We start from the raw sequence: 24994 nt of genomic DNA, 5'->3' as shown, positions 1-24994 counted from the left end.
CGAACCACTGGATCCGGGACGGTGAGCCGGAGGGAAAGAGCGATGGGTAGGACACTCGCGGAGAAGGTCTGGGACGACCATGTCGTCCGGCGCGCCGAGGGCGAGCCCGATCTCCTCTTCATTGATCTCCACCTGCTGCACGAGGTGACCAGCCCGCAGGCGTTCGACGGGCTGCGGCAGGCCGGCCGCAAGGTCCGGCGTCTGGACCTCACCATCGCGACCGAGGACCACAACACCCCCACCCTCGACATCGACAAGCCGATCGCCGACCCGGTCTCCCGCGCCCAGCTGGAGACGCTGCGCAAGAACTGCGCCGAGTTCGGTGTCCGCCTGCACTCGCTGGGTGACGTCGAGCAGGGTGTCGTGCACGTCGTCGGCCCGCAGCTGGGTCTGACGCAGCCGGGCACCACCGTGGTCTGCGGCGACTCCCACACCTCCACGCACGGCGCCTTCGGCGCGCTGGCCTTCGGTATCGGCACCAGCCAGGTCGAGCACGTGCTGGCGACGCAGACGCTGCCGCTGGCCCGCCCGAAGACGATGGCCATCACGGTCACCGGCGAGCTGGCCGAGGGCGTCACCGCCAAGGACCTGATCCTGGCGATCATCGCCAAGATCGGCACCGGCGGCGGCCAGGGCTACATCCTGGAGTACCGCGGCGAGGCCGTGGAGAGGCTCTCGATGGAAGCCCGCATGACCATCTGCAACATGTCGATCGAGGCCGGCGCCCGCGCGGGCATGATCGCCCCCGACCAGACCACCTTCGACTACCTGGAGGGCCGCGACCACGCCCCGACGGGCGAGGACTGGGACGCGGCGGTCGCCTACTGGAAGACCCTGCGCACCGACGAGGACGCCGTCTTCGACGCCGAGGTCGTCATCGACGGCTCCGCGCTCTCCCCGTTCGTCACCTGGGGCACCAACCCGGGCCAGGGCGCGCCGCTGTCCGCGAACGTCCCCGACCCGGCTTCGTACGAGGACGCTTCGGAGCGCCTGGCCGCCGAAAAGGCCCTGGAGTACATGGGGTTGACCGCGGGCCAGCCGCTGCGCGAGATCAAGGTCGACACCGTCTTCGTAGGTTCCTGCACCAACGGCCGCATCGAGGACCTGCGCGCCGTCGCCGGGATCATCGGGGGCCGCAAAGTCGCCGACGGCGTACGGATGCTGGTCGTCCCGGGCTCCGTCCGGGTCGCGCTCCAGGCGGTCGAGGAGGGCCTGGACAAGGTCTTCAAGGACGCCGGGGCCGAATGGCGGCACGCGGGCTGCTCCATGTGCCTGGGCATGAACCCCGACCAACTGGCCCCCGGTGAGCGTTCCGCGTCCACCTCCAACCGCAACTTCGAGGGCCGGCAGGGCAAGGGCGGGCGCACCCACCTGGTGTCCCCGCAGGTGGCCGCCGCCACCGCGGTGCTGGGCCATCTGGCCTCGCCCGCCGACCTGTCCGACGCCAACGCCACCGCCGGAGTCTGAGCCATGGAAGCCTTCACCACCCACACCGGCCGTGCCGTCCCGCTGCGCCGCAGCAACGTGGACACCGACCAGATCATCCCGGCCCACTGGCTGAAGAAGATCACCCGCGACGGGTTCGAGGACGGGCTCTTCGAGGCCTGGCGCAAGGACCCGGAGTTCGTCACCAACCGTCCCGAGCGCGCCGGCGCGACCGTGCTGGTCGCCGGCCCCGACTTCGGCACCGGCTCCTCCCGCGAGCACGCCGTCTGGGCCCTGCAGAACTTCGGGTTCAAGACGGTCATCTCCTCCCGCTTCGCCGACATCTTCCGCGGCAACTCGCTGAAGAACGGTCTGCTGACCGTCGTCCTGCCGCAGGAGACCGTCGACCGGCTGTGGGAGCTGACCGAGGCCGACCCGACCGCCGAGATCACCGTCGACCTGGTCGACCGGAAGGTCCGAGCCGAGGGCGTCGAGGCGGAGTTCGAACTCGACGACAACGCGCGCTGGCGTCTGCTGGAAGGGCTGGACGACATCTCGCTCACCCTTCAGAACGAAGCCGACATCGACACCTACGAAAGCACCCGCCCGGCCTTCAAGCCGCGCACGATTCGCGTCTGATTCCTGCCTGATCAGCGCTTATTCACCTTCGGGTGATCACATCGGCAACACTGTGCCCCCCGCCTTCCGGCGGGGGGCACAGCCGTATGTTGAGGCCCCGTGAGGCGACAACTCGCCCCAGATGGCACAATCTGTGCATGGAACGCGACAGTCAACTCGAGCTCTACGAACTCGTCGCGGACCGGTTGAAAGAAGCACACGCAAGGGTGCGCGCACTGCAAGTCCCGGAGGGCGTAAGGATGGCGCTGTCCCGGAAGCTGTTGGTCGTCACTGCCGCGGCGAAGCACGATCTCGCCGATGCGGCAAGGCGCCTGGACAGGTTGATGAAGGACCTCGACGAGGGTCGATTCCCTGAAGGCGACTGATGCGAAGGAACTCCGTAACGGCTCTCATCGTTGCGGCACTAGGGTGATTAGCCCGTTTCGTGTTTGATTTGCGGTATATATCCGCCTAACGTGCGAAATAAGCTTGAACACATTCGTTCTGGCGAGGTCTCCGAAGGGGAAGACGTGAACAAGGCGCAGCTCGTAGAAGCGATTGCCGACAAGCTGGGCGGCCGCCAGCAGGCCGCGGACGCCGTCGACGCGGTACTGGACGCGATGGTCCGCGCGGTCGTCGCGGGCGACCGGGTCTCGGTCACGGGCTTCGGCTCGTTCGAGAAGGTGGACCGTCCGGCCCGCTACGCCCGCAACCCGCAGACGGGTGAGCGCGTCCGGGTCAAGAAGACCTCCGTTCCCCGCTTCCGCGCGGGTCAGGGCTTCAAGGACCTGGTCAGCGGCACCAAGAAGCTCCCCAAGGGCGACGAGGTGGCCGTGAAGAAGGCCCCGAAGGGCAGCCTGACCGGCGGCGCCTCGGCCACGGTCAAGAAGGCCGCCGCCAAGAAGGCCACCACGGCCAAGAAGGCCGCCGCCAAGACCACGGCCACCAAGACCGCCGCGAAGAAGACGACGGCGAAGAAGGCCACCGCGACCGTCAAGAAGACGGCCGCGAAGACCACGGTCGCGAAGAAGGCCACGGCGGCCGCGAAGAAGGCGGCCCCGGCGAAGAAGGCCACGACGGCGGCCAAGAAGACCACTGCCACGGCGAAGAAGACCGCCCCGGCGGCCAAGAAGGCCACCGCGACGAAGGCGCCCGCCAAGAAGACGGCGACGCGCAAGGCCACCGCGAAGAAGACCACCGCCCGCAAGAAGTAGGGGCACGAGTCACACACGCCGGGCCGGCTTCCCCCTGGGGGAAGCCGGCCCGCGGTGCGTTCCTTCGCAGGTCAAGGCGGCGGCGGGCACCGCAGGGGCTAGAACGTCTGCAGGGTCACCAGGGTGATCCGCAGGGCCGCGCCCGCGCCGTCCGTCTCGATGCGCACCCGCTGCCCGGGCCGCAGCATCAGCAGGCCCCCCGCGTCGAAGGCCTCGGCCCCGAAGGGCACCGGGGTGCCGTCGTCCAGCAGCACGCTGCCGCTGCGGGTCTGGGAGTCGTACGTGTACGCGGTCGCCTGCATGAGCGCACTGTATCGGGCCGTGTGCCGGCCCACGCCGAGGGAGAGGGCCCTGCGCAGGTCCGGGCCCGTGTCCACGTCCCTCCGTACGCTCTCGACGTCCGCCAGGGCTATTTCCACCGCGCCCGAGGCGGAATGCCGGGCCCGGGAGGGGCCGCCGAACGCCGGTGCCAATTCCACGTCCGGACCGGCGGAAAGGAGAGTCGTCCCGATTCCCGCCGCATCCGCCAGAAATGCCCGGGGAAATGCGGAGGCGATATCGAGCACACGTAGCAATTCCGGTGGGCGCAGTGCCGGAAGGTCCGCGTTCATCGCGGCCAGCCGCGCCCCCGGCCGTCCGGCGCGCACGGCCCGCGCGCCGTGGTCCAGGGCCGCGTTGAGGCCGGCCCCCGGGGCGTCCGGGACGATCCGCGCCCCGAGCCGGGCCAGTTCCGCGCCGGCCGCGGCGTCGTCCGTGACGACCACCACATCCACGACGGAGGCGCAGGCCAGCGCCCCGGCCACGGTGTCCTGGGCGAAGGCCAGGGCCAGCCCCGGCCGCGAGGCGCCGACGGCGCCAGCCAGCCGGCTCTTCGCCACGGCGAGGGGCTTCAGGGGGACCACCAGGCTCCAGACGGCGTTCGTGGCGGTCTCCTTCGCTCCGGTGCGCGGCCCCGCCCGCCCCGGCCACGGGCGGGTCACGGCCCGGTCATCAGTCGGCCCATTGTCACCTCAGACCGGCCGGAGGGGGGCCCGCCGGTCCGGGCGGGGCGTACGGTGTTCTCGACAGAGACCGGACCCGGGGCGACACTTGTCCGGCCCATGAGGTCTCAAGCCGCCCCAGCCACCGCTGGGAGGCGGCCCGCGCCCCGGTCCTAGAGGAAGGTGCTCCGAGTGTCCCGCCGCAGAATCGGCTTCTGGTACCGCCTGGCGGCGGTCATCGCAAAACCGCCGCTGGTAGTGCTCTTCAAGCGGGACTGGCGGGGAATGGAGCACATTCCGGCCGACGGCGGCTTTATCACCGCCGTCAATCACAACTCGTATCTGGACCCGCTGTCCTACGCGCACTTCCAGTACAACACCGGCCGGGTGCCGCGCCTGCTCGCCAAGGCGGGGCTGTTCAAGGTGCCTTTCGTCGGCGCCATCCTGCGCGGATCGGGCCAGATCCCCGTCTACCGCGAGACCACCAACGCGCTGGACGCATTCCGGGCCGCGGTGGACGCCGTCGAGCGCGGCGAATGCGTCGCCTTTTACCCGGAGGGCACCCTCACCAGGGACCCGGAGATGTGGCCGATGGCCGGCAAGACCGGTGTCGCCCGGGTGGCGCTGATCACCCGGGCCCCCGTCATTCCGGTGGCCCAGTGGGGCGCCAACCTCGCGATGCCGCCGTACGCCAAGGAGAACAAGGTCCGCCTGTTCCCGCGCAAGACCCTCCAGGTGCTCGCCGGGCCGCCCGTGGACCTCTCGGCCTTCTACGGCAAGGACCCCACGCCGGACGTCCTCAAGGGGGCCACCGAGGCCATCATGGCCGACATCACCGAGCTCCTGGAGCAGCTGCGCGGCGAGAAGGCTCCCGAGGAGCCGTACGACCACCGCAGGGCCAGGGCGGAACAGCGGCGCAAGGCCGCGGGGGAGGGCACCAAGTGACGCGTCCCGTCAAGGCGGCGGTCTTCTCGGCGGGCTCCTGGGGCACCGCCTTCGGCATGGTCCTCGCCGACGCCGGCTGCGAGGTCACCCTGTGGGCCCGCCGCCCGGAGGTCGCCGACGCCATCAACACCGCCCGCACCAACCCGGACTACTTCCCCGGCGCGGAGCTGCCGGCGAACCTGCGCGCCACCACCGACCCGGCCGAGGCCGCGCGCGACGCCGACTTCACCGTCCTGTCCATCCCCTCCCAGACCCTCCGCGGCAACCTGGCCGAATGGGCCCCGCTGCTGGCACCCGACACCGTCCTCGTCTCCCTGATGAAGGGCATCGAGCTCGGCAGCGCCAAGCGGATGAGCCAGGTCATCGAGGAGGTGGCCAAGGTCCCCGCCGAGCGCGTCGCCGTCGTCACCGGCCCCAACCTGGCCCGCGAGATCGTCGCCCGCCAGCCCGCCGCCTCCGTCGTCGCCTGCGTGGACGAGGCCGTGGCCCAGCGCCTCCAGGCCGCCTGCCACACCCCGTACTTCCGCCCCTACACCAGCACCGACGTCATCGGCTGCGAGCTCGGCGGCGCCGTCAAGAACGTCATCGGCCTCGCCGTCGGCATCGCCGACGGCATGGGCCTGGGCGACAACACCAAGGGCTCCCTCATCACCCGCGGCCTGGCCGAAGCCACCCGCCTGGGCCTGGCGATGGGCGCCGACCCGCTCACCTTCTCCGGCCTCGCGGGCCTCGGCGACCTCGTCGCCACCTGCTCCTCGCCGCTCTCCCGGAACCACACCTTCGGCACCAACCTGGGCCGCGGGATGACCCTGGAGGAGACCATCGCGGTCACCAAGCAGACCGCCGAGGGGGTCAAGTCCTGCCAGTCCGTGGCCGATCTGGCCCGCCGGCACGGAGTGGACATGCCGATCACCGAGACGGTCGTCGACATCGTCCACCACGGCAAGCCCACCCTGGTCGCGCTGAAGGAACTCATGGGCCGCAGCGCCAAACCGGAACGCCACTGACACCTTTCCGGACGCTTGAGCGGGTACCCTCGTGCCGATATGAGCAGCGAGAACCTCCCCCAGACCCCTGAGCAGCAGGGCCGTAAGCCCCGCGTCGCCGTCGTCTTCGGCGGCCGCAGCTCGGAACACGCCATCTCGGTCGTCACCGCCGGCGCCGTGCTGCGCTCCATCGACCGCTCCAAGTACGAGGTGCTGCCCATCGGCATCACCACGGACGGCCGGTGGGCCCTGACCGCCGACGCACCCGAGCGCATGGCCATCGCCGACCGCCGGCTCCCCGACGTGGAGTCGCTGGCGGAGTCCCCGGACGGCACCGTCGTGCTGCCCGTGGACCCCGCCAGCCGCGAGGTCGTCTACAGCGAGCCGGGATCCGTCCCCAAGGCACTGGGCGAGGTCGACGTCGTCTTCCCCGTGCTGCACGGCCCCTACGGCGAGGACGGCACCGTCCAGGGCCTCCTGGAGCTCTCCGGGATCCCCTACGTCGGCTGCGGCGTCCTGTCCTCGGCCGTCGGCCAGGACAAGGACTACATGAAGCGGGTGTTCGCCTCCTACGGGCTGAACGTCGGCCCGTACGTGACCATCCGCCCCCGCGAGTGGGACGCCGACCGGGACGCGGCCACGGCCAGGGTCCTGGACTTCGCCGCCGAGCACGGCTGGCCGCTGTTCGTGAAGCCCGCCCGCGCCGGCTCCTCCATCGGCATCACCAAGGTCGACGACGCCTCCGGGCTCGACGAGGCGATCCGCGAGGCCCGCCGCCACGACCCGAAGGTCATCGTGGAGGCGCTGCTGCGCGGCCGCGAGATCGAGTGCGGCGTCCTGGAGTTCGAGGACGGGCCGCGCGCCAGCGCGCCCGCGGAGATCCCGCCGGTCTCCAGCCACGACTTCTACGACTTCGAGGCGAAGTACATCGACTCCGCCACCGGACTCGTGCCGGCCCCGCTCACCCCGGAGCAGACCGCCGAGGTCCAGCGGCTCGCGATCGAGGCCTTCGAGGCCGCGTCCTGCGAGGGCCTGGTCCGCGCCGACTTCTTCCTCACCGAGGACGGCACCTTCGTCATCAACGAGATCAACACGATGCCGGGGTTCACGCCGATCTCGATGTACCCGCGCATGTGGCAGGAGTCGGGCATCGAGTACCCGGAGCTGGTGGACCGCCTGATCCAGGCCGCCCTGCGCCGCTCCACCGGCCTGCGCTAGCAGCACCCGGCCCCGTACAGCCGACCGCCCGCCAGGAGGAACCCTGGCGGGCGGCGGTGTGCGCGGGGGAGGGGCCGGTCAGTACGAGGAGATCCCGACCGGCACGGTCTTGGCCACGGCGGCGGACAGATCCACGAGCATGCCCGCGTCCGTGGCATGCTCCTTGTCGATCCAGACCTCCGTGTAGGCGAGCCGGGAGCCGGTGGTGAACTTCAGACCGCCGTCGGCCGGCCGCTCCACCAGCCAGCCGACGCCGTTCACCTCCACTCCGTCCGCCTTCGGATCGGCCATCTTCGCGGGCTTGGGGATCCCGCACCGCAGTACGATCGCCGAGCCGCCCCACGCGGCGGTCAGGTCCGACTCCGGATCGGTGGTGGTCCGGTCCAGCCCGGACACCTTCCCCGGGAGCTCCTTGTGCAGCGCGGCACAGAGCCCCGCGACGTCGGCGGGCGGCGCGGGCGGCGGGGTCACCTTCGAGGCCCCGGGGGCACAGCCCCCCAGGGCCAGGACCGCCGACAGGACGGGCAGGGCCAGCAGAGGCAGGGGCCGGCGGTGCGAAGACATCACCGGCCAAGAGTAGACGGGGGCTACAGATGGACCACGGGGCAGGTCAGGGTGCGGGTGATCCCCTCCACCTGCTGCACCTTGGCGACCACCATGCGGCCGAGATCGTCGACGGTGTCGGCCTGGGCCCGCACGATGACGTCGTACGGCCCCGTCACGTCCTCGGCCTGGATCACCCCCGCGATGTTCCCGATGGACTCGGCGACGACCGACGCCTTGCCCACCTCGGTCTGGATGAGGATGTACGCCTGTACCACGGAACCTCCAGGGCGGCCACGAGGATCATTTCCCCTAACCTTCGGGTGGGCCCGACAGAATCGGAAGGGCCGGGGGAAGAAGGGACGCCACGGTACCGCGTCGCCGGGTGCCGCGGGGAGACCCGCAGACCAGGCGCCACGCACAGCGGGGCGTACGCAGACCAGAAGTTGACGTATCTGTTGACGGTACCCAGAGCTGTGACGGCTCGCGACCGCAAGCGGACTTGCCAAGAAGGGGCACAGCGATGAAGGGCACTGTGGGCGAGCTGGGGGAATTCGGGCTCATCAGGGAGCTCACCTCACGGCTCACCACCACCCCGGCGGTCCGGCTCGGACCGGGCGACGACGCCGCGGTCGTGTCGGCCCCCGACCGGCGGGTCGTGGCCAGCACGGACATCCTGCTGGAGGGCAGGCACTTCCGGCGCGACTGGTCCACCGCCTACGACGTCGGCCGCAAGGCCGCCGCCCAGAACCTGGCCGACATCGCCGCCATGGGCGCGGTGCCGACGGCCATCCTCCTCGGCCTCGTGGTCCCGGCGGAGCTGCCGGTCACCTGGCCCACCGAGCTGATGGACGGCATCCGCGACGAGTGCCAGGTCGCCGGCGCGGCCGTGGTCGGCGGCGACGTCGTCCGCGGGGACACCATCACCGTCTCCATCACCGCCCTCGGCGACCTGCGCAACCACGAGCCCGTGCTGCGCTCCGGCGCCCAGCCCGGCGACGTCGTGGCCGTCACCGGCTGGCTCGGCTGGTCCGCGGCCGGCTTCGCCGTGCTCTCGCGCGGCTTCCGCTCCCCGCGGGCCTTCGTCGAGGCGCACCGGCGCCCCGAGCCCCCGTACCACGCGGGCCCGGCGGCCGCCGGACTCGGCGCCACCGCCATGACCGACGTCAGCGACGGCCTGATCGCCGACCTCGGGCACATCGCCGAGGCCAGCCACGTACGGATCGACCTGCGCTCGGGGGCCGTGGACATCCCGACCCAGATGCACGACATCGGCCAGGCCGTCGGCGTCGACCCGCTCCAGTGGGTGCTCACCGGGGGAGAGGACCACGCCATCGTGGCGACCTTCCCGCCCGACGTGAAGCTCCCGGCCCGCTGGAAGGTCATCGGGGAGGTCCAGCACCGCTCGGCCCTGCCGCAGGTGACCGTGGACGGCGCCCCCTGGACCAGCACCGGCGGCTGGGACCACTTCGGCGCCGACCCGGTCGAGGGCGAGACCCCGTGAGCGGGCACCCCCCGCTGTGCCTGACCGTCGCCGGATCCGACTCCGGCGGCGGTGCGGGCATCCAGGCCGACCTGAAGACCATGCTGGCGCTCGGCGTGCACGGGATGAGCGTGGTCACCGCCGTGACCGCGCAGAACTCCCGCGGGGTCAAGGGGGCCTGGGAGCTGCCCGCCGAGGCCGTCAGGGCCCAGTACCGGGCCGTCGTGGACGACATCGGGGTCCAGGCCGTCAAGACCGGGATGCTCTCCTCCGCCGTCCTCGTGGAGACCGTCGCGGAGCTGCTGGCCGGCACCGACGCCCCGGTGGTGGTGGATCCCGTGGGGGTCTCCAAGCACGGGGACCCGCTGCTGGCGGCCTCCGCGCTGGACGCCGTAAGGGGCGAGCTGCTGCCCCGGGCCACGGTGGCGACGCCCAACCTCGACGAGGTGGCGCAGCTGACCGGGGTGGCCGTCGAGGACGAGGACGGCATGCGGCGGGCCGCCGGCGCGGTCCTCGGCTTCGGACCCCGCTGGGCGCTGATCAAGGGCGGCCACCTCGCCGCCCACGGCGGCGAGGCCGTGGACCTGCTGACCGACGGCTCCGAGGAGCTGTGGCTGCGGGCGCCCCGCCACGACAACCGGCACACCCACGGCACCGGCTGCACCCTCGCCAGCGCGATCGCGGCGGGCCTGGCCAAGGGGCTGTCCGTCCCGGAGGCCGTCACGGCGGCCAAGGAGTACGTCACCGGCGCCATCGCCGCCGGCTTCGCGCTCGGCGGCGGCATCGGCCCGGTGGACCACGCCTGGCGGTGGCGCTGAAACCGTCAGGACAAGGCAAAAGGCCGGTTCACCAGAGGTGAACCGGCCTTCTTGGCAACCGGAAAGGGCTGCGCTACGACGACGGGAGGCGTCAGCGCGAGACCTTGCCGGCCTTGATGCACGAGGTGCAGGCGTTGAGGCGCTTCGGCGTCCCATTGACCACGGCACGGACGCGCTGGATGTTCGGGTTCCAGCGACGCGAGGTGCGGCGGTGCGAGTGGGAGATGTTGTTGCCGAAGCTCGGCCCCTTGGCGCAAACGTCGCAGTTGGCAGCCACAGGTCACTCCAAGACTTCAGATGCAATTACGGTGGAATCCGGCGCACCGGATTCAGAGATCTGAAGTGGCTTGCCGGACGAATGACCCGACTCTCGACGGGCAACCTGAGCAGCATACAACGACTGCTTGGGTCCGAGAAAACTACCATGACGGGGCCGGGCTCCGCCCCGGGGTCCCGGGCCGGGGGCCGTCCTTCGTTACCCTGCGGTGAACCCTGGCCCGCACAAGGAGGAACGCCCGGTGGCGCACGAGCCCGAGCCGCACGCCCTCGATGCCGAAGCGGTGCGCACCTGGAGCTCCCTGGCCCTGGCGGCACTGGGCCGGGCCCGTACGGACATCGACGCCATCAACGTCTACCCCGTCGCGGACGCCGACACCGGAACCAACCTCTACCTGACGGCCGAATCCGCCGACCGCGCCCTGACCGGAAGCCTCACCCCGACCGCCCCCGGCGTGACCGAAGGCACACCGGCGGCCACCCTGCCCGAGGCGGTACGGGCCTACGCCCACGGCGCGCTCATAGGCGCCCGGGGCAACTCCGGGACCATCCTCGCCCAGCTGCTGCGCGGTGTCGCCGACGTCCTCGGCACCGACCCCGCCGGCCGCGCCCCCGGCCCGTTCCTGGCCGAGGCCCTGACCCGGGCCGCCGAGGAGGCCTACCAGGCCGTCGCGCACCCCGTCGAGGGCACCATGCTCACCGTCGCCGGGGCCGCCGCCCGCGCCGCGCGGGCCGGCACCGGGAGCGCCGCCGACGTGGCCCGCGCCGCCTACGAGGGGGCCCGCGCGGCCCTCGCCGAGACCCCCGCGCAGCTCGCCGCCCTCGGCAGGGCCGGCGTGGTCGACGCCGGGGGCTGCGGGCTGGTCGCCGTCCTCGGGGCGCTCTGGCAGGCCCTCTCCGGCCAGGAGCCCGAAGCCGAACCCGTCCAGGGGCCCGCCGTCCCCGTGGAGCGGGTCCCCGAGCCGTGCGCCCAGGAGGAGGGCGGGCCCGGCTACGAGGTGATCTACCTGCTGGAGGCCCCCGAGGAGGCCGTCGACCGGCTGCGCGCCACCCTCGACGGGCTCGGCGACTCCCTGGTGGTGGTCGGCGGCGACGGGCTGTGGAACGTCCACGTGCACGTCGACGACCCCGGCGCGGCCGTCGAGGCCGCGGTGGAGGCCGGCCGGCCGTACCGCATCCGCATCACCCACTTCGGTGACGAACGGCGCCGCGCGAGCGCCCCGCGCGCCCAGCGGGCCGTGGTGGCGGTGGTCCAGGGCGAGGGGCTGGCCGCACTGTGCGCCGAGGCGGGCGCGACCACCGTCCCGGCCCGCCCGGGCGAACCGCCCGCCGTCGCCGAACTGCTCGACGCCGTCCGCCGGGCCCACGCCCGCGAGGTGGTCCTGCTGCCCGGCGCCGCCGAGCTGCGCGCCGCCGCCGCGGCCGCCGCCGAGCAGGCCCGCGCCGACGGCGTACGGGTGGCCGTGATCCCCACCCGGTCCGCCGTCCAGGGCCTGGCGGCCCTCGCCGTGCACGACCCGGAGGCCAGCTTCGACGAGGACGTCGTCACCATGACCGCCGCCGCCGGCGCCACCCGCTACGGGGAACTGGCCGTCGCCGAGCGGCAGTCCTTCACCTCCGCCGGCATCTGCCAGGCCGGGGACGTCCTCGGGCTCATCGACGGCGACGTGGCCCTCATCGGCGCGGGCCTGCCCGAGACGGCCGAGGCCGTCCTGGAGCGCATGCTCGGCTCCGGCGGCGAACTCGTCACCCTCGTCCTGGGCCCCGAGGTCCCCGAGACCCTCGCCGCCCGCCTGGAGGCCTACGTCCAGCAGCGGCACCTGGCCGTGGACACCGTCACCTACGGCGGCGGTCGGCACTCGGCGCCCCTGCTCATCGGGGTGGAATAGCGGGCTTGTCAGCGAGATGGTGTGCAATGGAACACGTGCCCGCGCTCGACGAAGACCTCAAGAAGACCCTCGGCCCCGCCACCGCCAAGGTGCTCGCCGAGCAGCTCGGCCTGCACACGGCCCTCGACCTGCTCCACCACTACCCCCGGCGGTACGCGGAGCGCGGCGAGCTGACCTCGCTCGCCGACCTCGCCGACCAGATCGACGAGCACGTCACCGTCGTCGCCCAGGTCGCCGACGCCCGGATCCTGACCTTCAACGGGGGCCGCGGCAAGCGGCTGGAGGTCACCATCACCGACGGCAGCGGCCGCCTCCAGCTCGTCTTCTTCGGCGCCGGCGTCCACAAGCCGCACAAGGAGCTGCTGCCCGGCAGCCGCGCCATGTTCGCGGGCAAGGTCTCCCGGTTCAACCACAAGCTCCAGCTCGCGCACCCCGCGTACGAGCCCCTCGGCGGGGACGCCTCCGACCGGGACGCCGCCACCGCCTTCGCCAACCAGCTGATCCCGATCTACCCGGCCTGCGCCAAGCTGGAGTCCTGGAAGATCGCCAAGTGCGTGGACGCCGTCCTGCCCCGCGCCGCCGAGGCCCTCGACCCGCTCCCGCCCGCCCTGCGCGACGGCCGCGGACTGGTCCCGCTCACCGAGGCCCTCCTCAAGATCCACCGGCCGGACACCAAGGCCGACATCGAGGACGCCCGCCGCCGCCTGAAGTGGGACGAGGCCTTCGTCCTCCAGGTCGCCCTCGCCCGCCGCCGCCACGCGGACTCCCAGCTCCCCGCCGTGGCCCGCCGCGCCACCCCCGGCGGCCTCCTCGACGCCTTCGACGCCAAGCTCCCCTTCACCCTCACCGACGGCCAGCGGAAGGTCTCGCAGGAGATCTTCGACGACCTCGCCACCAGCCACCCCATGCACCGCCTCCTCCAGGGCGAGGTCGGAAGCGGAAAGACGATGGTCGCCCTGCGCGCCATGCTCGCCGTCGTCGACTCCGGCGGGCAGGCCGCCATGCTCGCGCCCACCGAGGTGCTCGCCCAGCAGCACCACCGCTCCATCACCGAGATGATGGGCGAGCTCGCCGAGGGCGGCATGCTCGGCGGCTCCGACCGGGGCACCAAGGTCGTCCTGCTCACCGGCTCCATGGGGACCGCCGCCCGCCGCCAGGCCCTGCTCGACCTGGTCACCGGCGAGGCCGGGATCGTCATCGGCACCCACGCCCTGATCGAGGACAAGGTCCAGTTCCACGACCTCGGCCTGGTCGTCGTCGACGAACAGCACCGCTTCGGCGTCGAACAGCGCGACGCCCTGCGCTCCAAGGGCAAGCAGCCGCCGCACCTGCTGGTCATGACCGCCACCCCCATCCCGCGCACCGTCGCCATGACCGTCTTCGGCGACCTGGAGACCTCCGTCCTCGACCAGCTGCCCGCCGGCCGCTCCCCGATCGCCACCCACGTCGTCCCGGCCAAGGACAAGCCGCACTTCCTCACCCGGGCCTGGGAGCGGGTCCGCGAGGAGGCCGAGAACGGACACCAGGCGTACGTCGTCTGCCCCCGCATCGGCGACGGCGAGGACGACCCGAAGGGCAAGAAGAAGGCGTCCGCCGAGGACGAGGCCGAGAAGCGCCCGCCGCTGGCCGTCCTGGAGATCGCCGAACAGCTCGGCCGCGGCCCCCTCGCCGGACTCCCCGTCGAGGTGCTGCACGGCCGGATGGACCCCGCCGACAAGGACGACGTGATGCGCCGGTTCGCCGCCGGCGAGGTCAAGGTGCTCGTCGCCACCACCGTCATCGAGGTCGGCGTGAACGTCCCCAACTCCACCGTCATGGTGATCATGGACGCCGACCGCTTCGGCGTCTCCCAGCTCCACCAGCTCCGCGGCCGCGTCGGCCGCGGCTCGGCGCCCGGACTGTGCCTGCTCGTCAGCGAGATGCACGAGGCCAGCCCCGCCCGCGCCCGGCTCGCCGCCGTCGCCGCCACCCTCGACGGCTTCGAACTCTCCCGCATCGACCTGGAACAGCGCCGCGAGGGCGACGTCCTCGGCCAGGCCCAGTCCGGCGTCCGCTCCTCGCTGCGCATGCTCGCCGTCATCGAGGACGAGGAGGTCATCGCCGAGGCCCGGGAGGAGGCCGCCCGCGTGGTCGCCGCCGACCCCGAACTGGAGGGGCTCCCCGGCCTGCGCACCGCCCTCGACGCCCTGCTGGACACCGAGCGGGAGCAGTACCTGGAGAAGGGCTGAGCGCGGCGTCCGGCGGCGACGACCTATCGTGGGAGGCCAGAGCGGGGGCCCGGCCCCCGGAGACCGTCGCAGAGAAGGACCCCAGATGACCCGCGTGATCGCCGGCACCGCCGGCGGGCGGCGGCTGGCCGTGCCGCCCGGCACCGGCACCCGCCCGACCTCCGACCGGATGCGCGAAGGGCTCTTCTCCACCTGGGAGTCGCTGCACGGGATCGAGGACTCCCGGGTCCTCGACCTCTACGGCGGCTCCGGCGCCGTCGGCCTGGAGGCCCTCTCCCGGGGCGCCGCCCACACCCTGCTCGTCGAGGCCGAGGCCAAGGCCGCCAAGGCCATCCGCGACAACATCCGGACCCTGGGCCTGCCCGGCGCCGAGTTCCGGGCCGGCAAGGCCGAACAGATCGTCGCGGGAGCCGCCTCCGGCGAGCCGTACGACATCGTCTTCCTGGACCCGCCGTACGCCGTCGAGCACGGCGAGCTCGGCGAGATCCTGCTCACACTCCGCGCCAACGGCTGGCTCACCGACGACGCCCTCGTCACCGTGGAGCGCAGCACGAGGAGCGGCCCGTTCCCGTGGCCCGAGGGGTTTGAGCCGCTGCGCTCGCGCAAGTACGGCGAAGGCACCCTTTGGTACGGTCGCGCCGCCTCCACCAGCGAAGACTCATGAACGAGGGAGTTCAGTTGCGCCGCGCGGTCTGTCCGGGATCCTTCGACCCCATCCACAACGGACACCTCGACGTCATCGGACGGGCCTCCAGGCTGTACGACGTCGTGCACGTCGCCGTGATGATCAACCCGGCGAAGCAGGGCCTGTTCACGGTCGAGGAGCGGATCGAACTGATCCGCGAGGCGACCGCCGACTACGGCAACGTCGAGGTCGAGTCCTTCCACGGCCTCCTCGTCGACTTCTGCAAGCAGCGGGACATCCCGGCCATCGTCAAGGGCCTGCGCGCGGTCAGCGACTTCGACTACGAGCTCCAGATGGCCCAGATGAACATGGGCCTGTCGGGCGTCGAGACCCTGTTCGTGCCGACCATCCCGACGTACAGCTTCCTGTCCTCCTCGCTGGTCAAGGAGGTCGCGACCTGGGGCGGCGACGTCGCCCACCTGCTCCCCGCGCACGTCCACGCGGCGCTGATCGAACGGCTGCGCGCCAAGTGACCCGGCCGCGGCGGGACTGAGCCTTCCCGGTCCGTCCCGCGCGTCCCCCCGGTGGGCCTAGAGTCGTCCCGTCGGTCCTAGGCGAAGAGAGCGCGAGCCCCCATGGACGTACAGAAGAAGCTGGACGAGATCGTCGCGGCCGTGAGCGGCGCCCGGTCGATGCCCATGTCGGCCTCCTGCGTGGTCAACCGCGCGGAACTGCTCGCCCGGCTCGAAGAGGTACGCCAGGCCCTGCCCGGGTCGCTCGCCCAGGCCCGCGAGCTGATCGGCGGGCGCGACCAGATGGTCGAGGAGGCCCGCCGGGAGGCCGACCGGATCATCGAGTCCGCGCACGCCCAGCGGGGCTCCCTGATCTCCGACACCGAGATCGCCCGCCGCTCGCAGGACGAGGCGGACCGGATCCTCGCCGACGCCCGGCGGGAGGCCGCCGAGATCCGCGCCGAGGCCGACGAGTACGTGGACGGCAAGCTCGCCAACTTCGAGGTCGTCCTCAGCAAGACCATCGGCGCCGTGGACCGCGGCCGCGAGAAGCTCCTGGGCCGCGGCCCGGGCCTGGACCCCCAGGGCCACGACGACAGCGGCGCCCCCGAGCCCGCCCCCGACCCGCTGGCCCGGCGCGAGCAGGCGGACGCGTACGTGGACACCAAGCTGGCCACCGTCGAGGCGGTGCTGGCCAAGACGCTGGAGGCCGTCGGCCGGGGCCGCCAGAAGCTGCTGGGCCGGATGCCCACCGACGACCTCGGCGCGCACATGGCCGCCCAGGACGCGGCGGGGAACCAGCACGTCCGCCCGTCGAGCGACGCGGACTTCCTGGCCGGGCTCGCCGAGCCGGAGCCGCCGGCGATCCCCGCCCAGGCGGCGCCGGTCTACGACGACTACGCGGCGGCGGCCTACGTCACGCCCTACCCGCAGCAGCAGGCCCAGCAGCCCCGGCAGGACGGCTACGGCTACCAGGACCCGTCGTACGCGGGCTACCCGCAACAGCAGTCCGACCCCTACGGCGGCTACCCGCAGCAGCAGCCCGACCCGTACGCCGCCTACCAGCAGCATCCGCAGCCCCACCCGCAGCAGCAGCCCGCGCTCGACGAGACCAGCTTCTTCGACACGAGCATGATCAACCTCGATCAGCTGCGCCAGTACGAACAGGGTCGTTAGACCGGATTGGGCTCTGAGCGAAGCGGCGGGTATCCTGACTGTTCGGTCGCGCATATGCGTCGCGGTCCATGCTGCCCTAGAGCGGCAAAATCTTTGATCTTCAGCGATCTGTGAAAGCAGGAACGGCCCTGAACACCCGCCTTGACCACCGCAACCCCCTCGTGTTCGACACGCACGAGCTGGGCCGGCGTCCTGGTGCCATGCAGCGGCTGTCCCGCGAGATCACGGCGCCGGCGGACTTCGGTCTCGTCGACGTCATCGGAGTGCCGGAGGGCGCCCCGGTGAAGATCGAGCTCCGCCTGGAGTCGGTCATGGAAGGGGTGCTTGTCACAGGCACCGTCCGTGCGAAGGCCGTGGGGGAGTGCGTAAGGTGTCTGGAGACCGTCGAGCGCGAGCTCAAGGCGGACTTCCAGGAGATGTTCTCGTACCCTGACGCCGACGACCGGGGCCGCCCCAAGGCGGAGCCGGCCGACGACGCCGAGGACGACGAGGACATGCTCTTCCTCGAGGACGGCTTGTTCGACCTCGAACCCGTGCTGCGTGATGTGGTGGTGCTCGCACTGCCCATGCAGCCGGTGTGCCGGGAGGACTGTCTCGGACTGTGCCCCGATTGCGGGGTCAGTCTGAACGACGACCCGGAGCACCACCACGACGCCGTCGACATCCGTTGGGCGGCATTGCAGGGACTCGTCACCGATCAGGGCGTCGAGAAGGACAACATGAGCGGCACTGCCTCTGACGGAGTTCAGGGCGCCGCCGAGAAGCAGGAGAAGTAGCCGTGGCTGTTCCGAAGCGGAAGATGTCGCGCAGCAACACGCGCCACCGCCGGTCGCAGTGGAAGGCTGCGGTCCCCACCCTGGTTTCGTGTGAGCGTTGCCAGGAGCCGAAGCTCCAGCACATCGCGTGCCCGAGCTGCGGCACCTACAACAAGCGCCAGGTCCTCGAGGTCTGAGCGGCTGGTGAGAGGCGCAATGTCTGAGCTGTCCAACGCTGAGAAGCAGGCAGACAGTAACAACGCGGCCTCGTCCCACACGCTTCTGGAAGGGCGGCTCGGGTATCAACTCGAGTCCGCCCTTCTGGTGCGTGCGCTGACCCACCGCTCGTACGCGTACGAGAACGGCGGTCTGCCCACCAACGAGCGGCTGGAGTTCCTCGGGGACTCCGTGCTGGGCCTGGTGGTCACGGACACGCTGTACACCACCCACCCCGACCTGCCGGAAGGCCAGCTGGCCAAACTGCGGGCCGCGGTGGTCAACTCGCGTGCGCTTGCGGAGGTCGGCCGCGGCCTCGAACTCGGCTCCTTCATCCGGCTCGGCCGGGGCGAAGAGGGCACGGGTGGCCGGGACAAGGCCTCCATCCTCGCCGACACCCTTGAAGCGGTGATCGGCGCGGTCTATCTCGACAAGGGTCTCGACGCGGCCTCGGAGCTGGTTCACCGGCTCTTCGACCCGCTCATCGAGAAGTCCTCGAACCTCGGCGCCGGCCTGGACTGGAAGACCAGCCTCCAGGAGCTCACGGCGGCCGAAGGCCTCGGGGTGCCGGAATACCTGGTCACCGAGACGGGTCCGGACCACGAGAAGACCTTCACCGCTGCCGCCCGCGTCGGTGGTGTCTCGTACGGCACCGGCACCGGCCGCAGCAAGAAGGAAGCGGAACAGCAGGCGGCCGAGTCCGCGTGGCGCGGGATCCGTGCCGCCGCGGACGAGCGGAAGGCCGCGGAAGCGGCGTCCGCCGGCACTCCGGCCGAGGCCGACGGGGCGAAGAGCCCCGCCGACCCCGCGTCGAAGGCCTGACCGGGACTTCCTTCGGGTACCTCCCGCCCGCCCCTGCCACCGGCAGGGGCGGGCGGTCCCGTTTCCGGGCGGGGCACCTGCTCCGCAGGGCCGCCGGGTAGGCTCGCGGCAGAGCCGGACGCCCTCGGCCGGCGTCCCGCGAAGCCCGCTTCCCCCGGAGGAACACCGTGCCCGAGCTGCCCGAAGTCGAAGTGGTGCGACGGGGCCTGGAGCGCTGGGTGGCCGGGCGGACCGTCGCCGGCGTGGAGGTGCTCCACCCGCGGGCCGTGCGCCGCCACCCGGCGGGCGGGGCCGACTTCGCCGCGCGCCTGGCCGGCGGGACCATCGGCGTGCCCCGGCGGCGCGGGAAGTACTTGTGGCTGCCGCTGGAGGGCCGGGACCTGTCCGTCCTCGGGCACCTCGGGATGAGCGGGCAGCTGCTGGTGCAGCCGGCCGACGCCCCCGACGAGAAGCACCTGCGCATCCGGATCCGCTTCGCCGACGACACCGGGACCGAGCTGCGCTTCGTCGACCAGCGCACCTTCGGCGGGCTCTCGCTGCACGAGGTCGCCCCCGGGAGCGAGGAGGGGCTGCCGGACGTCATCGCGCACATCGCCCGCGACCCGCTCGACCCGCTGTTCGACGAGGGCGCCTACCACCTGGCGCTGCGCGCGAAGCGCACCACCCTCAAGCGGGCGCTGCTGGACCAGTCGCTGATCAGCGGGGTGGGCAACATCTACGCCGACGAGGCCCTGTGGCGCGCGAAGCTGCACTACGAGCGCCCCACCGCCACCCTCACCCGCCCCCGGAGCGCGGAACTCCTCACCCACGTACGGGCGGTCATGGACGCCGCGCTCGCCGTCGGCGGCACCAGCTTCGACAGCCTGTACGTCAACGTGAACGGCGAGTCTGGCTACTTCGACCGGTCCCTGGACGCCTACGGGCGGGAGGGCGAGCCCTGCCGCCGCTGCGGTACGCCGATGCGTCGGCGGGCCTGGATGAACCGGTCCAGCTACTTCTGCCCGCGCTGTCAGAGGCCGCCGCGCGCGGTGTCGTAGGACTGCCGCGAGGTCAGGACCTCGTCCATGCTGCCCTCCACGAACTGGATCAGCGCCAGCAGGCGGTCGGCGACCTCCCGGCCGAGCGGGGTCAGCTCGTAGTCGACGCGGGGCGGGTTGGTCGGCTGCGCCTCGCGCGTGACGATGCCGTCGCGCTCCAGGGCGTGCAGGGTCTGGGAGAGCATCTTCTCGCTCACCCCCTCGACCCGTCGGCGCAGCTCGTTGAAGCGGCGGGGGCCGTCGCGCAGGGCGCCCACGGTGAGGCTGCCCCAGCGGCCGGTGACGTGCTCGAGGGTCTCCCGCGAGGGGCAGGCGCGCGCGAAGACGTCGAACGCGAGGTCGTCCGCGGCGCTCTCGGTACAGACGTCGGTACAGGCAGGGGTCTCCATACGGCAAGCGTACCCCCGGGTAGCGCTAACTGTCTGCTTGCGCTTTCTAAAAGTTAGTGCTTCTCTGGTCTCGTCGCACCGCGCCGTACCGCGGTGCACCGGATCAGCCCTCTAGGAGCACAGTCATGTCTGCCACCATCCCCGCCCCCGTCGTCTCGATCGCCTACCACTCCGGCTACGGGCACACCGCCGTCGTCGCCGAGGCCGTCCGGGCCGGCGCCGCCGCGGCCGGGGCGACCGTGCACGTCGTCAAGGTCGACGAGATCACCGACGCCGAGTGGGAGCTCCTCGACGCCTCCGACGCCATCGTCTTCGGCTCCCCGACCTACATGGGCACCGCGTCGGGCGCCTTCCACGTCTTCGCCGAGGCCACCTCGAAGCGCTGGTTCGGCGACGCCTGGCAGGACAAGGTGGCGGCGGGCTTCACCAACTCCGCCTCCAAGTCCGGCGACAAGCTGAACACCCTGCAGTACTTCCAGATGCTGGCCTCGCAGCACGGCATGAGCTGGGTGAACCTCGGCCTGAAGCCGGGCTGGAACTCCTCCACCGGCAGCGAGTACGACCTCAACCGCCTCGGCTTCTCCTCCGGCGCGGCCGCCCAGAGCAACTCGGACGAGGGCCCGGAGGCCGTGCACAAGGCCGACATCGCCACCGCCGAGCACCTCGGCCGCCGGGTCGCCGAGCACACCCGCGTGGTCGTGGCCGGCCGCGCGGCGCTGGCGGCGGCCGCGGTCTGATCCCGCCGCGGGGGCGGGCGGGCCGGCTCTAGAAGCCGAAGTCCTGGGTCCACCAGGGGCCGCCCGCCCCGAAGTAGACGCCCACGCCGAGGGTGCGGAATTCGCAGTTGAGGATGTTCGCCCGGTGGCCCGGGCTGTTCATCCAGGACTCCATCACCGTCTTGGCGTCACCCTGGCCGCGCGCGATGTTCTCGCCGCCCATCCCGGAGATCCCGGCGTTCTGGGCCCGCTGCCAGGGGGTGTTCCCGTCCGGGTCGGTGTGGTCGAAGAAGCCCCGTACGGCCATGTCCTTGCTGAAGGCCGCCGCCAGCGAGGCCAGCGGCGGGTTCGCGCGGACCGCCACGCAGCCGGCCTGGGCGCGCTCCTGGTTGACCAGGGCGAGGACCTGGGCCTCGGCGGACGGGTTCGCGTCCCCGGCGGCCGGGGGCTTGGGCGCCGCAGGCTTGGGGGCGGCCGCCTTCGGGGGCTGCGGGGCGGCGGTCTTCTCCGGCGCCCTGGTGGACGCCGAGGGGGTGGGCGTGGGAGTCGGCGAGGCCGAGGGGGTGGGCGGGACCGAAGGGCTCGGCGAGGCCGAAGGGGTGCCCGACGGGGTGCCCGCGCCGGCGGCGTCGGGCGAGCGGCCCGACAGGTTCGCGAGACCGCCCTGCTCCACCTTGCGGTCCGGGCTCGGGGAGGGCTTCGCCCGCGCCTCGGTCTTGTCGGAGGAGCCCGTGCCGACGTACGGGAAGGAGCCGCCGACCGGTACGAAACCGGTCGTGACGGCCGCCGTGCCGAGGACCACGGCCACGGAGACGCCGAGCAGGCCGGTACGCACGGCGGTGCGCCTGACACCGCGGCGCGGCGCGGCGTGGAGTCGGTGTCGGCCCATCGGTCGCGGCCCCTTCTTTGCAAGATCTCATTTGCACACCCGAACGGGTGAGTCATTGGTGGGGGACTGTAGCCCATGCGGCAAAGGGGCGATGGGATCAAGGAGCCCCGGCCCGGTTAGCGTTCTTGCATGAATGAAGATGTCCGCATGACCGCATGGGTGCGCGGCCGTGTACAGGGAGTGGGCTTCCGCTGGTTCACCAGGGCCAATGCTCTGGAGATCGGCGGGCTGACCGGCTTCGCGCTCAACCTCGACGACGGCCGGGTGCAGGTGGTGGCCGAAGGTCAACGTGAGAATTGCCACCGGCTGCTCGACTGGCTCCGCGAGGGCGACACGCCCGGACGGGTGGCCGGGGTGACGGAGATCTGGGGCACACCGCGCGGCGGCTACGACGGGTTCGAGATCCGGTGATCTATCGACCGATCATGAACTGATCAGACTCCTGGACGGTCCACACCCGGTCGGAACTGCGCATTCGCCGTCGACCCGTTGCCGTCGGCGGCGAAGCGTGGAAGGCTCGGAGGCGAGGATGATCTCCACGCCCCGCACGAGGGCCGGGACGCCCGCCGATACGGGGCGTGATCGTGTTGACCGTCAAACTTTTTGGTGAGACGCTGGAAGCCCCGCGCACCTGAGCTGTTTGGCAGTGCTGGCAGTAGGCAGCGTCAGCAAAAGAGAACGAGTGCAGTGACTGACAGTCGCTGCCGGACATCCGCGGGTGCGATTCCCTCACGACCCACACCGCTTCGGTCGGTCACTCAGTGTGGAGGACCATCCATCATGGCAAAGGCGCTTCTCGGTTACGTCGGCGGCTCCGACCCGCGACTCCTCGCCGAGATGCGACGGCTTCAGCAGCGCGTCCAGGACCTTGAGTCCGAGCTCGGACGGATCCAGTCCGAGAACGACGCTCTGACCGCGGCCGCCGCTCAGCACGGGGACTCGCTGCTCGGCAGCATGGACCTCGACGTATCCCAGGCGGAGCCTGCGCTCACCTGATCCGCGACCCAACCCGTCGTTCGACTCCTGCCCAGCACGATCTGCAAGGGCTCCGCACGATCTGCAAGGGACGCTCCGGCGTCCCTTCTTTCTTGCGACTCCCGCCACGGTCCCCCTGCGGGGATCCGACCACCGGGCCCGGTGCGCCAGAAGCGCATTGGGCCAGGTGGGGGGCTCATTCCTTTAACGTCTGATCTGCCCCGCACCTTCAGGGGCGAAACCGAACGTGAAAGGTAGAGTCCGGCGGCGTGCACCTCAAGTCCCTGACCCTGCGCGGCTTCAAATCCTTCGCCTCCGCCACCACCCTGCGCTTCGAGCCGGGCATCACCTGTGTCGTGGGCCCCAACGGTTCCGGCAAGTCCAACGTGGTGGACGCGCTCTCCTGGGTCATGGGGGAGCAGGGGGCCAAGTCCCTGCGCGGCGGCAAGATGGAAGACGTCATCTTCGCCGGTACGACGGGCCGCCCGCCCCTCGGCCGCGCCGAGGTCTCCCTCACCATCGACAACTCCGACGGCGCCCTGCCGATCGAGTACGCCGAGGTCACCATCACGCGGATCATGTTCCGCGGCGGCAGCAGCGAGTACCAGATCAACGGGGACACCTGCCGGCTCCTCGACATCCAGGAGCTCCTCTCCGACTCCGGCATCGGCCGCGAGATGCACGTCATCGTCGGACAGGGCCAGCTCGACTCCGTCCTGCACGCCGACCCGATGGGCCGCCGCGCCTTCATCGAGGAGGCCGCCGGCGTACTGAAGCACCGCAAGCGCAAGGAGAAGGCGCTGCGCAAGCTCGACGCGATGCGGGCCAACCTCGCGCGGGTGCAGGACCTCACCGACGAGCTGCGCCGCCAGCTCAAGCCCCTGGGCCGGCAGGCGGCGGTGGCCCGGCGGGCGGCCGTGATCCAGGCGGACCTGCGCGACGCGCGGCTGCGCCTGCTCGCCGACGACCTGGTCGCGCTGCGGGCCGCGCTGGACGCCGAGATCGCCGACGAGGCCGCCCTCAAGGAGCGCAGGGACTCCGCCGAACGGGACCTCGCGGAGGCGCTGCGGCGTGAGGCCGGGCTTGAGGAATCGGTACGCCGGCTCGCGCCCCGGCTCCAGCGGGCCCAGCAGACCTGGCACGAGCTCGCCCAGCTGGCGGAGCGGGTGCGCGGCACCGAGTCCCTGGCCGGGGCGCGGGTCAAGAGCGCGTCGGCGCCGGTGGAGGAGGAGCGGCGGGGCCGTGATCCCGAGGACATGGAACGGGAGGCCGCCCGGATCCGGGAGCAGGAGGCGGAGCTGACGGCAGCCCTCGAAGCCTCCGAACGGGCCCTGGAGGACACCGCCGAGCACCGGGCCGGGCTGGAGCGGGCCCTCGCCGAGGAGGAGAGGCGGCTGCGGGACGCCGCGCGGGCCGTCGCCGACCGGCGCGAGGACCTGGCCCGGCTGACCGGGCGGCTGGGCGCGGCCCGCTCCCGGGCGGGGGCGGCCCAGTCGGAGATCGACCGGCTGCTGGCCGCCCGGGACGGGGCGCGGGCCCGGGCGGAGGAGGCCCGCGAGGAGTACGAGGCGCTGGCCGGGGAGGTCGGCGGAGCGGAGGACCTCTCCGCGGAGGAGGGGGAGTACGAGGCGGCGCGGGCCGGGCTGGCCGGGGCGGAGGCCGCGCTGGCGGCGGCCCGGGACGCCCGGACCACGGCGGAACGGTCCCGCGCGGCGGTCTCGGCCCGGCGGGAGGCGCTCGCGCTGGGGCTGCGGCGCAAGGACGGGACCGGGGCGCTGCTCGCGGTGCGGGAGCGGCTGGCGGGGGTGCTGGGGCCTGCGGCGGAGCGGGTGTCGGTGGAGGCGGGGTACGAGGTCGCGGTGGCCGCGGCCCTCGGCTCCGCGGCGGACGCGGTGGCCGTCGGTTCGGCCGGGGCGGCGGCGGAGGCGATCCGCTACCTGCGCGGGGCCGACGCGGGCCGCGCGACGTTCCTGATCGCCCCGGCCCCGGCCCCGGCCCCGGCCCCGGCCCCGGCCCCGGCCCCGGCCCCGGCCCCGGGCTCCGGCCCGGTCCCGATGCAGACCCCGGGCTCCGGCCCGGTCCCGGTCCCGGCGGCGGTTCCGGGGCAGGCCCCGGGCCCCGGTGGCGTTGCCGCGGGCGGCGCCGAGCTGCCCGGGCAGGCCCGGACGACGGCAGACCTCCCCCACCCCGCCCCTTCCCGCAACCGTGGCTCCGCCCCGGACCCCGCGCCTCAAACGCCGGCGGGGCTGGATGTGCGGG

Annotated in this window: 27 protein-coding genes and 1 pseudogene; 22 read left to right on the top strand and 6 right to left on the bottom strand. The window is 72.2% G+C overall.

Annotated elements, in window-relative coordinates; genetic code table 11:
• Positions 1–42: 42 nt before the first annotated feature.
• From leuC to AB0O29_RS21645, 4 genes are all read left to right on the top strand, one after another.
• Entirely contained in the window at positions 43–1467 is a 1425-nt protein-coding gene (gene leuC, locus AB0O29_RS21660; RefSeq protein WP_365153697.1) for a 3-isopropylmalate dehydratase large subunit, read from the top strand.
• Between the two features lie 3 nt (positions 1468–1470).
• Positions 1471–2064 carry a 3-isopropylmalate dehydratase small subunit gene (leuD, locus tag AB0O29_RS21655; protein ID WP_365153695.1) on the top strand — a complete coding sequence of 198 codons (594 nt, stop codon included), beginning with the start codon at positions 1471–1473 and terminating at the stop codon, positions 2062–2064.
• A 137-nt stretch (positions 2065–2201) separates the two neighbouring features.
• Positions 2202–2429, top strand: a complete 228-nt coding sequence (locus AB0O29_RS21650) for a hypothetical protein (RefSeq protein WP_226729357.1) — start codon at positions 2202–2204, stop codon at positions 2427–2429.
• A 144-nt stretch (positions 2430–2573) separates the two neighbouring features.
• Positions 2574–3257, top strand: coding sequence for an HU family DNA-binding protein (locus AB0O29_RS21645; protein ID WP_365153693.1), 684 nt, complete (start codon positions 2574–2576; stop codon positions 3255–3257).
• A gap of 305 nt (positions 3258–3562) precedes the next feature.
• Here the strand turns inward: AB0O29_RS21645 and cofC are convergent.
• Positions 3563–4162 (bottom strand): annotated as a pseudogene (gene cofC / locus AB0O29_RS21640) (2-phospho-L-lactate guanylyltransferase); the annotation flags it as partial.
• Between the two features lie 267 nt (positions 4163–4429).
• On the opposite strand from cofC, the gene AB0O29_RS21635 reads away from it, so the two are divergent.
• The 3 genes from AB0O29_RS21635 to AB0O29_RS21625 are packed head-to-tail and all read left to right on the top strand — an operon-like array spanning position 4430 to position 7386.
• Positions 4430–5182, top strand: coding sequence for a lysophospholipid acyltransferase family protein (locus tag AB0O29_RS21635; protein WP_365153691.1), 753 nt, complete (start codon positions 4430–4432; stop codon positions 5180–5182).
• The gene (locus tag AB0O29_RS21630) at positions 5179–6189 is read left to right on the top strand and encodes an NAD(P)H-dependent glycerol-3-phosphate dehydrogenase (RefSeq protein ID WP_365153690.1); all 1011 of its coding nucleotides are present in this window, start codon (positions 5179–5181) and stop codon (positions 6187–6189) included. Before AB0O29_RS21635 ends, AB0O29_RS21630 begins: the two co-directional genes overlap by 4 nt.
• Positions 6190–6228: 39 nt before the next feature.
• Complete coding sequence (locus AB0O29_RS21625; protein WP_365153688.1) at positions 6229–7386, top strand: D-alanine--D-alanine ligase family protein; 1158 nt, start codon at positions 6229–6231, stop codon at positions 7384–7386.
• Positions 7387–7464: 78 nt separating this feature from the next.
• On the opposite strand, the gene AB0O29_RS21620 is transcribed toward AB0O29_RS21625, so the two are convergent.
• Positions 7465–7950, bottom strand: a complete 486-nt coding sequence (locus tag AB0O29_RS21620; protein ID WP_365153686.1) for a DUF3515 domain-containing protein — start codon at positions 7948–7950, stop codon at positions 7465–7467.
• A 23-nt stretch (positions 7951–7973) separates the two neighbouring features.
• Positions 7974–8207: an Lrp/AsnC ligand binding domain-containing protein gene (locus tag AB0O29_RS21615; RefSeq protein ID WP_042816780.1), complete on the bottom strand. Its 234-nt coding sequence runs from the start codon at positions 8205–8207 to the stop codon at positions 7974–7976.
• A gap of 245 nt (positions 8208–8452) precedes the next feature.
• Between AB0O29_RS21615 and AB0O29_RS21610 the strand changes: the two genes are divergently transcribed.
• Positions 8453–9433 carry a thiamine-phosphate kinase gene (locus AB0O29_RS21610; RefSeq protein ID WP_365153684.1) on the top strand — a complete coding sequence of 327 codons (981 nt, stop codon included), beginning with the start codon at positions 8453–8455 and terminating at the stop codon, positions 9431–9433.
• Positions 9430–10230 carry a bifunctional hydroxymethylpyrimidine kinase/phosphomethylpyrimidine kinase gene (gene thiD / locus AB0O29_RS21605; RefSeq protein WP_365153682.1) on the top strand — a complete coding sequence of 267 codons (801 nt, stop codon included), beginning with the start codon at positions 9430–9432 and terminating at the stop codon, positions 10228–10230. Before AB0O29_RS21610 ends, thiD begins: the two co-directional genes overlap by 4 nt.
• A gap of 91 nt (positions 10231–10321) precedes the next feature.
• On the opposite strand, the gene rpmB is transcribed toward thiD, so the two are convergent.
• Positions 10322–10507: a 50S ribosomal protein L28 gene (gene rpmB / locus AB0O29_RS21600; RefSeq protein WP_007266795.1), complete on the bottom strand. Its 186-nt coding sequence runs from the start codon at positions 10505–10507 to the stop codon at positions 10322–10324.
• Positions 10508–10748: 241 nt separating this feature from the next.
• Here rpmB and AB0O29_RS21595 point away from each other — a divergent pair, with 241 nt between their 5' ends.
• From AB0O29_RS21595 to mutM, 9 genes are all read left to right on the top strand, one after another.
• The gene (locus AB0O29_RS21595; RefSeq protein ID WP_365153680.1) at positions 10749–12395 is read left to right on the top strand and encodes a DAK2 domain-containing protein; all 1647 of its coding nucleotides are present in this window, start codon (positions 10749–10751) and stop codon (positions 12393–12395) included.
• A gap of 26 nt (positions 12396–12421) precedes the next feature.
• Positions 12422–14623: an ATP-dependent DNA helicase RecG gene (recG, locus tag AB0O29_RS21590; protein ID WP_365153678.1), complete on the top strand. Its 2202-nt coding sequence runs from the start codon at positions 12422–12424 to the stop codon at positions 14621–14623.
• Between the two features lie 85 nt (positions 14624–14708).
• On the top strand, positions 14709–15287 hold the full coding sequence (gene rsmD, locus AB0O29_RS21585; RefSeq protein ID WP_365153677.1) for a 16S rRNA (guanine(966)-N(2))-methyltransferase RsmD: 579 nt from the start codon (positions 14709–14711) through the stop codon (positions 15285–15287).
• Between the two features lie 14 nt (positions 15288–15301).
• On the top strand, positions 15302–15781 hold the full coding sequence (gene coaD / locus AB0O29_RS21580; RefSeq protein ID WP_365153713.1) for a pantetheine-phosphate adenylyltransferase: 480 nt from the start codon (positions 15302–15304) through the stop codon (positions 15779–15781).
• Positions 15782–15883: 102 nt separating this feature from the next.
• Positions 15884–16936 carry a cell division initiation protein gene (locus tag AB0O29_RS21575; protein WP_365153675.1) on the top strand — a complete coding sequence of 351 codons (1053 nt, stop codon included), beginning with the start codon at positions 15884–15886 and terminating at the stop codon, positions 16934–16936.
• A 128-nt stretch (positions 16937–17064) separates the two neighbouring features.
• Complete coding sequence (locus AB0O29_RS21570; RefSeq protein WP_365153711.1) at positions 17065–17712, top strand: DUF177 domain-containing protein; 648 nt, start codon at positions 17065–17067, stop codon at positions 17710–17712.
• Between the two features lie 2 nt (positions 17713–17714).
• Positions 17715–17888 carry a 50S ribosomal protein L32 gene (gene rpmF / locus AB0O29_RS21565; RefSeq protein ID WP_003965982.1) on the top strand — a complete coding sequence of 58 codons (174 nt, stop codon included), beginning with the start codon at positions 17715–17717 and terminating at the stop codon, positions 17886–17888.
• 19 nt (positions 17889–17907) lie between these two features.
• Positions 17908–18729: a ribonuclease III gene (gene rnc, locus AB0O29_RS21560; RefSeq protein ID WP_365153673.1), complete on the top strand. Its 822-nt coding sequence runs from the start codon at positions 17908–17910 to the stop codon at positions 18727–18729.
• 167 nt (positions 18730–18896) lie between these two features.
• A complete protein-coding gene (gene mutM, locus AB0O29_RS21555; RefSeq protein ID WP_365153671.1) occupies positions 18897–19766 on the top strand; it encodes a bifunctional DNA-formamidopyrimidine glycosylase/DNA-(apurinic or apyrimidinic site) lyase in 870 nt (289 codons plus the stop codon).
• Here mutM and AB0O29_RS21550 read toward each other — a convergent pair.
• Positions 19739–20155 (bottom strand): helix-turn-helix domain-containing protein, encoded by a 417-nt coding sequence (locus tag AB0O29_RS21550; protein WP_365153669.1) that lies wholly within the window; start codon positions 20153–20155, stop codon positions 19739–19741. The genes mutM and AB0O29_RS21550 overlap by 28 nt on opposite strands.
• A gap of 125 nt (positions 20156–20280) precedes the next feature.
• Between AB0O29_RS21550 and AB0O29_RS21545 the strand changes: the two genes are divergently transcribed.
• The gene (locus AB0O29_RS21545; RefSeq protein WP_365153667.1) at positions 20281–20892 is read left to right on the top strand and encodes a flavodoxin family protein; all 612 of its coding nucleotides are present in this window, start codon (positions 20281–20283) and stop codon (positions 20890–20892) included.
• A gap of 28 nt (positions 20893–20920) precedes the next feature.
• Here AB0O29_RS21545 and AB0O29_RS21540 read toward each other — a convergent pair whose 3' ends face one another.
• Positions 20921–21706, bottom strand: coding sequence for a CAP domain-containing protein (locus AB0O29_RS21540; protein ID WP_365153665.1), 786 nt, complete (start codon positions 21704–21706; stop codon positions 20921–20923).
• A 183-nt stretch (positions 21707–21889) separates the two neighbouring features.
• On the opposite strand from AB0O29_RS21540, the gene AB0O29_RS21535 reads away from it, so the two are divergent.
• From AB0O29_RS21535 to AB0O29_RS21525, 3 genes are all read left to right on the top strand, one after another.
• Positions 21890–22171, top strand: coding sequence for an acylphosphatase (locus AB0O29_RS21535; RefSeq protein WP_365153663.1), 282 nt, complete (start codon positions 21890–21892; stop codon positions 22169–22171).
• Positions 22172–22540: 369 nt separating this feature from the next.
• Positions 22541–22756 carry a hypothetical protein gene (locus tag AB0O29_RS21530; protein WP_042810367.1) on the top strand — a complete coding sequence of 72 codons (216 nt, stop codon included), beginning with the start codon at positions 22541–22543 and terminating at the stop codon, positions 22754–22756.
• Positions 22757–23004: 248 nt separating this feature from the next.
• Positions 23005–24994 (top strand): AAA family ATPase (locus AB0O29_RS21525; protein WP_365153661.1); only part of this gene is annotated, 1990 nt, incomplete at its 3' end.

It is taken from the genome of Streptomyces sp. NPDC089915 (assembly GCF_040684675.1).
GTDB lineage: Bacteria > Actinomycetota > Actinomycetes > Streptomycetales > Streptomycetaceae > Streptomyces.
This window is presented reverse-complemented; position numbering and strand designations above follow the sequence as displayed.